Genomic DNA, 10,228 nt, shown 5'->3' with positions numbered 1-10,228 from the left:
GTAGAAATACTGTACCGGTTCAAACCCGGTCGGCGGCACCACCAGCGTGACGCTGGACCCGATTCGCGCACCTGCATGGGTGGATGAGTGAAGTTTTTTTGCCCGCGAGCGGGTGGCGTTTTTGGCGTTCAAGAGGCCAAAAAAGGACCGTCAGGTTGTGACGTGTTTTGGGGGACGCCACCCCAAGCCGGCCGGTTTTGAACAGTCACACAGACAAGTCGGGGCAGTGCAAGTAAGTGAATACTTTTTTAAAAAGGATCAAAGAGAAATCTTTGGTTCTTTTTATTGTTGGTTTTGCGAAAAGAATCCCTGGCTATGCCGGGGGAAAACTTTAGATGAAAGAAGAACTTTCTTGTAGTTTAAGAGAGAAGAGGCCTAGAGCCGGTTTTAAAACTCCGAAATACGGTCTGGTTAAGTTGTCCGCCGCCTGCGCCAGTGTTTTCAGCTCGACCGAGCTTTCTTTTTCTCCAAAAAATAGTTATTATCAAAATGAATACAAGGGAGGGCATCCCAGCTATAGACAAGTCTTGCGCTGAATGACACAATGTGAAGGATAGGCGCACAAGATGGTTTCGGGTATCATTGATAGAACATTTTATTGGGCTCTATAAAGATTTCGGATTAGACAGACTCAGCCATCCTCCGCCAGGACCATGGGAAACGCTTGATTTTTTTGGCTTGTGGTGTATACTAAATATCACACAAGCACATAACAGTCAGGCGTATCGATAAGGGAAAGGCTGGATGGGAAGTATGAAGAAAATATCCTCGAAAAAGCAAGTGGCTCTTATTATGATGGTTTTCTTTGTACCGCTGGTGGGGCTGCTTTTATGCTATGGCGTGTACAGCATCCACACCCTCAATGACCGGGTGGCGCTTAGCGGCGAGAGCGCTCTGCAGCTCTACCGGGAGACAGTAAAACGGGACCTGAGCGAGACAGACTACTTCCTTTCCAACTTTTTAGCCAACGACCGGGACTGCGCCCAGCTGCGCTATCCGGTGGGCAGCCTGAAGGCCCATGTGCTGGGGGTGGAGGTGGTCCGCAAGCTGCAATCTCAAGTCAATGTCCGGCCCTACCTGGCGGGCATTCTGTTCTGCTCCCGGAAAAACAGCCTGCACCGGGCTGCGTACTACTCCCGCAGCTATGCTTACGCCGAAAAGGCAAGCCTGGAGGCCCTGTTTGCCGACGCCATCGAAAACCACCCCGACTGCCATACCTGGGGCTGGTTCCTGCGGGAGGTGGAGGGACGCCCCTTCCTGCTGCGCATTCTCGGCAACCAGGAGACCTACAGCATGTGTGCCGTGGACCTGGACTATGTGGATTTTTCTGGGGTAGGGGAGCAGGAGGACGCCTTTTTCTTCTTTGCCGACAGTCAGGGAATCCCTCTTACCGAAAAGCCCCGCCTGGCGAAGAAACGTATTGAGGCCGCGCCGGTGGAGGAGGCCTACTCGATCAGCCCCAACACCGGCGGCCCGGAGAGCCGGAGCCTTCTGGTAGGCAGCGGGCTGGGCTATGGCGGGCTGCATCTGATCTATGCCATGCCCTACAGCGGCCTGCTGATGAACATGGACCAGATCCAGATCGCAATTCTGACCGCCCTGGCTGTTATTCTGCTGCTGGTCTTCTTCAGCTTCTGGCTGCTGCTGCGGTACTGGCTGCACCCGCTGGAAAGCCTGGTGGGGGCCATGGAGCAGGTGGGGAGCGGGAACCTGGACGTACAGCTGGGGACCAGCTACCCGACAGACGAATTTGTGCGGCTGGCCAAGACCTTTAACCACATGACCCGCCAGATTCAGGCGTTCAAGATCGCGTCTTATGAGCAGGAATTGGAGATACAGCGGGCCCAGATCCAGTACCTCAAGGTGCAGATTCGGCCGCACTTCTTCCTTAACTGTTTGAAAAACATTTACGGCCTGGCCCAGGGCAAAGAGTTCGACAAGATACAGGACATGGTGCTGCGGCTGTCCGAATACCTGCGGTTTTTGCTGTATGACGACCGCACCCTGGCCCCCTTGTCGGCAGAGGCCCGGAACGTGCGAAACTACATTGGCCTGCAGGCTATGTGTATGCCCGAGCCCCCTCGCTGGACGATGGAGCTGGACCCCCAGCTGGAGCAGACGCCCGCCCCTCCCTTTGCCCTGCTGGCCTTTGTGGAGAACGCCATGAAATATGGCGCGGCGCCTGGGCGCACCCTGGAGCTCACCATTCGGGGTTCGCTGTTGGAGGGCGGCGGCCGGACCTATGCTGTTCTCACTGTCCGGGATAACGGCAGGGGCTTCCCGGAGGAGGCGCTGGCCCAGCTCAATGCCGGCGGCTTGAGAGAGGGCGGGCATATCGGCATACAGAACGTGTGCCGCCGGTTCCGGCTGCTGTATGGGGAGGACTGTGAGTTTTTGTTCTCCAACCGGGGAGGCGCGCAGGTGGAGATCTATTTTCCCTGCCAACTCCCGGAGGAGGACCAGGGAGGGGGCCGCGAGCCATGAACGTGCTCATTGTGGATGACCAGATCAATGTGATAAACGGCGTGCAGGCCGGGGTAGACTGGCACAGCCTGGGGGTAGAGCAAGTGTTCCGGGCCTATAATGCCAGCGAGGCCAGGGAGGTCTTCCGGCAAGAGGCAGTGGATATCATGCTGTGCGATATCGAGATGCCTGCTGAGGACGGCCTGAGCCTGTTCCGCTGGGCGCTCAAGGAGGGCTATGCTGTCGAGTGCATTTTTCTCACCGCTCATGCGGAGTTTGCCTACGCCCAGGAGGCGATCCATCTGGGGAGCTTCGATTATATCCTACAGCCAGCCCCCTATGAGGAGATTCAAAAGGCGGTGCACAAGGCCGTCAGCCGCATCCGAATGCGCCGGGAGCAGCAGAGAAACTCCCGCTATGGCCACTACTTTCAACGGAACCGGGAGGCCCTGCTGGACGGCGTTCTGCGGGACGCTTTCCTTCGGGAGCGCACGGAGATGAAGGCTGTGTCAAAGAGCCTGGCCCAGCTGGGGATAGACCTGGATTCGGACCGCAGAACAGTCTGTATGCTTTTGCAGCTGCTGCCTGGGGGTGAAACCGAGAAATGGGAGGAGCCCGAGCTCCGCTATGCAATGGGCAACATCCTCGCAGAGCTGCTGAGGGGGCTTGGGGACGACGCGCCTCTGCTGGTTGGGCTGGGCGATGGGCTGTATGGAGTGGCGCTGCCCTGTGCGCAGGCCGGCGGGCAGGAGCTGGCCGGGGTCATGGAGCGGTTTCAGCGGGCCTGCCGGGAGGCGCTGGGCGTTCAGACAGCGTGCTATCTGGGCAGCCCCAGGCCGTTCCGGGAGTTTTCCCACCAGGCGGCAGGGCTGCGGGCCCGGATGCGGGACAATGTAGCCTATCTGGAAGGCGTGTTTGGGGAGGACGCTGCCGGGGAGCCGGAGGCTGAGTGGCTCAATGCCCAGTTCCGCAGCTGGGAGGCGGCGCTGCAAAGCGGAGGACGCTCGCTGACTGTGCGGGACGAGATTCACGCCGTACTGAACCGGCTGGTGGAGGAGCGGCGCGTCAACGCCCGGGTACTGAAGCTGTTTTACCAAAAGCTGGTAAGCATGTTTGCCCAGGCGGCGGGCCGGCGGGGGACCGGCATGGAGGAGCTGCTGGAGGAGCCGGAGCTGATGGACAAGTACCTGACCGCCTACCACTCGGTGGATGGGCTCAAAATGCTGGCGGACTATGTGACGCCCTATTTTCAGGATGCGGAGCCAGAGAAAAACGGCAGGCAGATCGACCAGATTCTTCAGTATATCTACAACCACATCGAGCAGGATATCAAGCGCACGGACATTGCCCGGGAGGTGTTTTTGAACCCGGACTACATCTCCCGGATGTTCAGGCGGGAGATGGGGGTCTCCCTTAAGGAATTCATTGTGGGGGAGAAGATGAAAGCCGCCCGGGATCTGCTGACGCAAACCGCCCTGCCTGTGAGCGCGGTGGCCCTGCGGGTCGGGTACGGCAACTTTTCTCATTTCTCTCACATATATAAAAAGGTGATGGGAGTCTCGCCAGCGGAGGAGCGCCGGGAAGGACGGGGGAGCCCGGAAAACCGACAGGAAAAGTCAGATTTGTGACAGCGCCGGCCCAATCCTGATAGCGAGAGGTCGGATAACTGACAGGGGAGGGCGGCTTTTTAGTGGCGGGGCCCAGGCCGGAGGGGTTATAATGTCCGTGTAAGTTATATTTCCCGGCGGTGGGCGGGCAACCGGAGCCACCGCGAAACCCAAAGGAGGAAAATAATATGCGGACGAAACGAACGATCGCGGCTCTGCTGGCCCTGCTGCTGATGCTTTCGGCGCTGGCAGGCTGCGGCGGCCAGCCCTCATCCTCAGCCCCTGAGAGCTCCCAGCCCTCTTCCAGCTCAAAGGCGGCCAGCCAGGAGGCCAGCTCGGAAGACGCCTCTCAGCCTGAAGAGGACGGCGAGACCTATACTGTCTCTGTCATGACCATCGGCGACGCCAAGACCGAGGACTGCAACGAGGTGGCGGCTTACATCAGCTCCATCACCAAAGACCTGGCAGGAGTCGAGGTGCAGCTGACCCGGGGGGTGAATGGCGAGCAGATGAATCTGGCGCTGGCCTCTGGGGAGAAGATGGACATTGTGGGAGCGTTCCCCTGGGTTATCTCCATGACCACGCTGGTGGCCAACGGGCAGATTCAGCCCATTGATAGCCTGCTGGAGGAGTACGGCCAGGAAACCCTTGCCATGATCAGCGAGGACGACTGGAAGTGCGTCTCGCTGAACGGCCAGAAGTACGGCGTGCCCGCCAACAAGGACAAGGCCCAGAACAAGTGCTTCCAGATGCGCAAGGATTTTGCGGAGCAGCTGAAGATCGACACCAGTGCCATCAAGGATCTGGACAGCCTGGAGCCCGTGCTGCGCAAGGTGAAGGAGGAGATGCCGGATGTGTATCCCCTGGTCAGCGCGGCTGGTTCTATCACCCTCCCCCTGCCCGTGGACGACCTGACCGATAGCTTCGGCGTAATTGAAAACGCCTTGGGCAATGATACCACCGTTGTAAACCTGTATGAGACCAAGTCCTATGAGGAGTTTGTCAACCGCATGTACAGATGGGGCCAGGAGGGCCTGATTATGCCCGACGCGGCCAGCAATACCTCCTCCATCGAGCAGCTGCTGGGCGCGGGAGCCGGCTTCGGCGGGTTTGTACCCTCCAAGCCCGGCGCGGTGCTTCAGGCCAGCCGCGAGGCCAGCACGGAGCTGCTGCAAAGCGAGATCGTTCCGGCTGTGTCAACCACCGGCATGGTAGCCTGCCCTTATGTCATCGCCTCTTCCAGCGAAAACCCGGCAAAGGCCATGCAGGCGCTCAACCTGATGTACACCAATTATGACGTGTCTACGGCCTTTATTTACGGCATTGAGGGCAAGCACTATCAATATGTAGACAAGGAGCACCATGTGGTGGACTACGCGGACGGCGTCACCACAGAGAACACCGGCTACTCTGTGTTTGGCTGGGCCTGGCCCAACCAGCAGGTAGGCGCCATTTGGAACGGTGATGACTTCGACATCTGGGAGCAGCTCAGCTCCTTTAATACCGGGGCCGCAGCCTCCCCCGCCAAGGGCTTTGTGTGGAACAACGAGGCTGTCCTCAACGAGATCACTGCCTGCGAGAACGTGGCCAGCCGGTATAAGAACGGCCTGGAGTGCGGGATGCTCGACCCGGCGGAGACCTTGCCCAAGTTTAACCAGGAGCTGAAGGACGCGGGCATTGAGACCATTATCGCTGAAAAACAGCGGCAGCTGGACGAGTGGCTGGCACAGCAGTAAAATTAAACGGATTCGGCGGGGGCGTTTGCGCGCCTTCGCCGAAAACCATAAAGGGGGTTCCGCTGGATGCGAACACACACACCGCGCCAACGCCTGGGGCAGGGGAAACGCAGGCATCTGCTGCCGCTGTATCTCATGATGATCCCCGGCGGCATCTATTTGATTATTAACAACTATATCCCCATGACCGGCATCGTCATGGCCTTTAAACGGTATAACTTTAAGACCGGCGTATATATGAGCCCCAATGTGGGCTTCGACAATTTCAAATTCCTGTTCGCCACAAAGGACGCCTGGGTGATCACCCGGAACACCATTGGCTATAACCTGGTGTTTATCGTGCTGGGCACTGTGCTGGCCATCATCGTGGTCATTTTGCTGGGGGAGCTCCGCTCCCAGTTGGCGAAGAAGGCGTACCAGACCGTGATCCTGATCCCCTTCCTGATTTCCATCGTCATTGTCAGCTATTTGGTCTACGCTTTCCTCAACACGGAAAACGGCTTTATCAATAACTCGATTTTGGCGCCGCTGGGGAGGAAGACGGTTTCCTGGTACTCGTCGCCCCAATACTGGCCCTTCATCCTGGTGCTGGTCAATATCTGGAAGGGCCTGGGCTATAACTGCATCCTTTACTATGCCACACTGGTGGGCATTGACCGGGAATATTATGAGGCCGCGGTAATCGACGGGGCCTCCCGGTGGCAGCAGGTATGCCATATCACTCTGCCATGCTTGAAAAGCACCATCGTTATTTTGACGCTGATGAGCATTGGGGGCATTTTCTACTCGGACTTCGGCCTGTTCTACCAGGTGCCCATGAACCAGGGGGCCCTGCTGGATGTGACCAACACCATCGATACTTATGTGTACCGGGGGCTGATGCAGTCCTCCAACCTGGGCATGACCGCTGCGGCGGGGCTGTACCAGTCCTTTGTGGGTTTTGTGCTGGTGGTGGCGGCAAACCTGGCTGTGCGGAAGATCGACCCGGACAGCGCGCTGTTTTAAGGAGGGGAGCATATGACCGCAAAAGAGCGAGCTTTCCAGATTGCCGCCCACGGAGTATTGTGTCTGCTGGCAATGTTCTGCCTGCTGCCCTTTCTGCTGCTGCTGTCCTCCTCTGTCACGGCCGAGAACAGCTTGATCCGCTACGGCTATTCCTTTTTCCCCCGGGAGATCGACCTGGCCGCCTACCGCTATCTGCTGGTGGACTCCGGCTCTATTGTGCGGGGATATCTTATCTCGGCGCTGGTGACCGTGTGCGGCACGGCGCTCAACCTGCTGTTGACGGCGCTGTTTGCCTACCCTCTCTCCCGCAAGGACCTGCCCAAGCGGAACCTGTTCGCGTTCTTTCTGTTCTTTACCATGCTGTTCCACGGGGGGCTGGTGCCTACCTATATAATGTGGACCCAGGCCTTCCACATCAAAAATACTCTGGCGGCGCTGATTGTGCCCAACCTGCTGATGAACGCCTTCAATGTCATTATGATGCGCACCTATATCGCCGCCAATGTGCCCGACGCGGTTATTGAGGCCGCACGGATCGACGGCGCGGGGGAGTTCCGCATCCTGTGGCAGATCGTCCTGCCCATGTCCCTGCCCATTGTGGCGACACTGGCGCTGCTGTCGGGGCTGGGCTATTGGAATGACTGGCTGAACGGCCTCTACTATATCAGCGACGACCGGCTGTTCAGCATTCAGGTTATCCTCAACCGGCTGCTGACCAAAACGGAGATGCTCAAGCAGGCCAGCAGCGCAGGGGCCTCTATGGGGCCGCTGCCCACCGTTGGCATCAAGATGGCGGTGGCCGTGCTGGGAGCTTTGCCGGTGCTGGCGGTATACCCCTTCTTCCAGCGCTATTTTGTCAAGGGCATTGCTATCGGCGCGGTGAAGGGATAACAAAATCAGAAAGGAAGTTGGAAATGGAGCTTTTTACCTATCAAAACAGCCGCCCGGTTTGGGTGAGCTTTGAGAACCCCACTGGCGGCAGGGGTTTGGGCGGCCAGGAGAATTTCGGCGCAAAGGGCCGCCCCTTCGAGTATTTTGCCGCCGGCGAGGAAAAGGTGCTGTGCGATGTGCAGGGCCCTGGGGTGGTGCGGCGCATCTGGTTCACCATGGAGGACCGCAGCCCGGAGGCGTTGAAAAACACCTGGCTCCGGGCCTGGTGGGATGGAGAGGAGGAGCCGTCGGTCAACGTGCCGGTGGGGGACTTTTTCTGCATGGGCGCCGGGCGTATGGTTCCCTTTGAGAACGGGCTTTTTGCCTCCCCGGAGGGCCGGTCCTTTGTATGCGCCATACCCATGCCCTTCCAAAAGTCCGCGAAGATGACGCTGTTCAACGGAACCGGCAGGGACAATCCCCACCTGTTCTACGACGTCGACCTGACCATGGAGGACCTGCCCGAGGACGCGATGCGTTTTCACGCCGCCTTTACCTGCTCCCGCGGCCTGCCCTTGGGCAGGGATGTGCCTGTGCTGCCCCAGGTCCAGGGCCAAGGCCGGTTTTTGGGGATGAATGTGGCGATCCAGATCAACCCCGCCTATGGCGAGAGCTGGTGGGGCGAGGGCGAGGTCAAGGTCTATCTGGACGGAGAGGAGGCCCCCAGCCTGGTAGGCACCGGCACGGAGGACTATATCGGTACTGCCTGGGGGCAGGGCGAGTTTGTTTCCCGCAGCCAGGGCTGCCTGCACCACCGGGAGGGCGGTGTGTCCTTCTACCGTTTCCACCTGGACGATCCTGTTTTTTTCAACCGGGGCTGCCGGGTGGACATTCAGGACATAGGCGGCTGCTCCATTGGAGAGGCAAAGCGGCTGGCAGAGGCCGGGGCGGAGCTGATCCCCGTGGGCGCGGACACAGGCGGGCACATGACCCACCTGTACCGCCGGGACTGGGACTGGTCCCAGCTGCTGGAGGAGGCGTTCATCACCTTTTACCGCCGGGACGCCTTTGACTGCGTGGCGTATTTCTATTTGCGGCGCTGAGCTGCCCGGGGGCTGAAAAGCTGACGGCGCGGCCATGGTTACACATCTTAAAAGATGCCACACCAAAAAAGCCCTGGAATTCCGGGGCTTTTTGGCGTTCAAGAGGCAAAAAAAGGACCGTCGGGTTGTGACGTGTTTTGGGGGATGCCAAAGGCGTTGCCTGCGGCAAGCCTTTGATTTTTGGGATCTGAACCTGCGTGGTTGACAAAAAGCGAGTAAAATGTTTTATAACAGGGACGTGTTTTAGCATCAAGATACCTGTAAACGGTGATATCGCTGTTCGCCCAAGCCATGCGCCAGGCTGAGAGCAGCCCGCAGAGCCAGCGGGCTTTTGAGTTCCTGGCCAGCCGCTCCTACTTAGTATAGGTATGGGGAATGAAAGGCTTTTGCTGTCTTTTGATAAAGATGAAATAGTCTGGCAGTCATTTCCAGCAGTACCGCACGTATTCTGTGAATCTCAAGTTTACCTCTAGCGAGCGGGCGAGGGAAGCGATGCCGCTGTCGTCGTCATTGGTGTCTGAATAGCCGCTGACGAGGCTGTCAATTTTCTGAAAACCAGCAAGCACGGTTTCTGCATACAGATCCTCAAAAATGTCAGGCCGCTTTTCTCGGAACACATTCTGTGCATGTTCAGGAAGAAGGTCAAAGGTCTCCCTTGTTACAAAACCTGAGGTTGTTACCAGCAGCCCTCCTGGCTTCAGCACACGGTATGCCTCCTTGAGGGCGGCCCCCTTGTTCCCGGGCTCACCCTTCCCGGTTATGACGTTTGCGATACCGCCACGGTCAGTGACCACGTCAATACAGCTGTCGCGAAAGGGGATATGGCAATAATCGAAGGCGGCGAAGGAAAGATTTGGCGAGTTCAGCTCCCTGTCCAAAAGCTTTTTCCATTCCCGCACCATCGCGGGCGACAGGTCGCTGATGATGATGGAGGCGTCCGGGGCGGCCTGCAGGATGTACGGCGCAAAGCCACCGCCAGGACCTGCGCCCAGTTCCAGGATAAGTCCGCCCATCATTGCGATCCGCTGTCCTACTTCACGCTCGATTCTTTTGTCAGCGGCCTTTGCCACTTGCCAGTTTCTGTAAAACCAGTTTTCTCGGATCATTTCCTCCGCCCATTCCGGGTATACCTCTATACTGGAATCGAACAGCGCGATATCCTCCAACCGGTATTCCTGGTTGGTCAGCGGCCTTAACATATCCTGATCCTCAAGCATCTCGTTAATCGAAACGCCGTACAGATGGGAGAGCTCCAGCAGTAAATCAATGTCAGGCAGCGCTGCTCCTGTCTCCCATTTGGAGACCGCCTGCGGTGTTACACCCAATCTTTCTGCCAGCTCAGACTGAGACCAGCCCAGCAGCTTGCGGTATCCAGCAATACGCTTGCCGAAATGTGTTTTTAGAATCATGTCCATGTACTCCTTTCTTCTCGATAGTAATATCA

The 10,228-nt window shown here is 57.9% G+C and carries 8 protein-coding genes; 7 read left to right on the top strand and 1 reads right to left on the bottom strand.

Annotation, left to right across the window (positions count from 1 at the left end; all coding sequences use genetic code 11):
• Positions 1 to 335 precede the first annotated feature (335 nt).
• The 7 genes from ACTO5E_RS08450 (at position 336) to ACTO5E_RS08420 (ending at position 8,784) form a co-directional block, all read left to right on the top strand.
• On the top strand, positions 336 to 536 hold the full coding sequence (locus tag ACTO5E_RS08450) for a hypothetical protein (protein WP_482302975.1): 201 nt from the start codon (positions 336 to 338) through the stop codon (positions 534 to 536).
• Positions 537 to 753: 217 nt separating this feature from the next.
• Positions 754 to 2,484 (top strand): sensor histidine kinase, encoded by a 1,731-nt coding sequence (locus tag ACTO5E_RS08445; RefSeq protein WP_482302974.1) that lies wholly within the window; start codon positions 754 to 756, stop codon positions 2,482 to 2,484.
• Positions 2,481 to 4,091, top strand: a complete 1,611-nt coding sequence (locus ACTO5E_RS08440; protein ID WP_482302973.1) for a response regulator transcription factor — start codon at positions 2,481 to 2,483, stop codon at positions 4,089 to 4,091. Before ACTO5E_RS08445 ends, ACTO5E_RS08440 begins: the two co-directional genes overlap by 4 nt.
• Positions 4,092 to 4,258: 167 nt before the next feature.
• Entirely contained in the window at positions 4,259 to 5,806 is a 1,548-nt protein-coding gene (locus ACTO5E_RS08435) for an ABC transporter substrate-binding protein (protein WP_482302972.1), read from the top strand.
• 66 nt (positions 5,807 to 5,872) lie between these two features.
• Positions 5,873 to 6,811 (top strand): ABC transporter permease, encoded by a 939-nt coding sequence (locus tag ACTO5E_RS08430; RefSeq protein WP_482302971.1) that lies wholly within the window; start codon positions 5,873 to 5,875, stop codon positions 6,809 to 6,811.
• 12 nt (positions 6,812 to 6,823) lie between these two features.
• The gene (locus tag ACTO5E_RS08425; protein WP_482302970.1) at positions 6,824 to 7,702 is read left to right on the top strand and encodes a carbohydrate ABC transporter permease; all 879 of its coding nucleotides are present in this window, start codon (positions 6,824 to 6,826) and stop codon (positions 7,700 to 7,702) included.
• Positions 7,703 to 7,725: 23 nt separating this feature from the next.
• Entirely contained in the window at positions 7,726 to 8,784 is a 1,059-nt protein-coding gene (locus ACTO5E_RS08420) for a glycoside hydrolase family 172 protein (protein WP_482302969.1), read from the top strand.
• Positions 8,785 to 9,206: 422 nt separating this feature from the next.
• Here the strand turns inward: ACTO5E_RS08420 and ACTO5E_RS08415 are convergent.
• A partial coding sequence (locus tag ACTO5E_RS08415; protein WP_482302968.1) for a helix-turn-helix domain-containing protein occupies positions 9,207 to 10,228 on the bottom strand: 1,022 nt, incomplete at its 5' end.

It is taken from the genome of Acutalibacter sp. (assembly GCF_056800975.1).
This window is presented reverse-complemented; position numbering and strand designations above follow the sequence as displayed.

Excerpts from the sequence above, each read along its gene's own strand:
- ACTO5E_RS08420 (WP_482302969.1), top strand. The coding sequence starts at position 7,726 with ATGGAGCTTTTTACCTATCAAAACAGCCGCCCGGTTTGGGTGAGCTTT.
- ACTO5E_RS08425 (WP_482302970.1), top strand. The coding sequence starts at position 6,824 with ATGACCGCAAAAGAGCGAGCTTTCCAGATTGCCGCCCACGGAGTATTG.
- ACTO5E_RS08435 (WP_482302972.1), top strand. The coding sequence starts at position 4,259 with ATGCGGACGAAACGAACGATCGCGGCTCTGCTGGCCCTGCTGCTGATG.
- ACTO5E_RS08445 (WP_482302974.1), top strand. The coding sequence starts at position 754 with ATGAAGAAAATATCCTCGAAAAAGCAAGTGGCTCTTATTATGATGGTT.
- ACTO5E_RS08430 (WP_482302971.1), top strand. The coding sequence starts at position 5,873 with ATGCGAACACACACACCGCGCCAACGCCTGGGGCAGGGGAAACGCAGG.
- ACTO5E_RS08440 (WP_482302973.1), top strand. The coding sequence starts at position 2,481 with ATGAACGTGCTCATTGTGGATGACCAGATCAATGTGATAAACGGCGTG.
- ACTO5E_RS08450 (WP_482302975.1), top strand. The coding sequence starts at position 336 with ATGAAAGAAGAACTTTCTTGTAGTTTAAGAGAGAAGAGGCCTAGAGCC.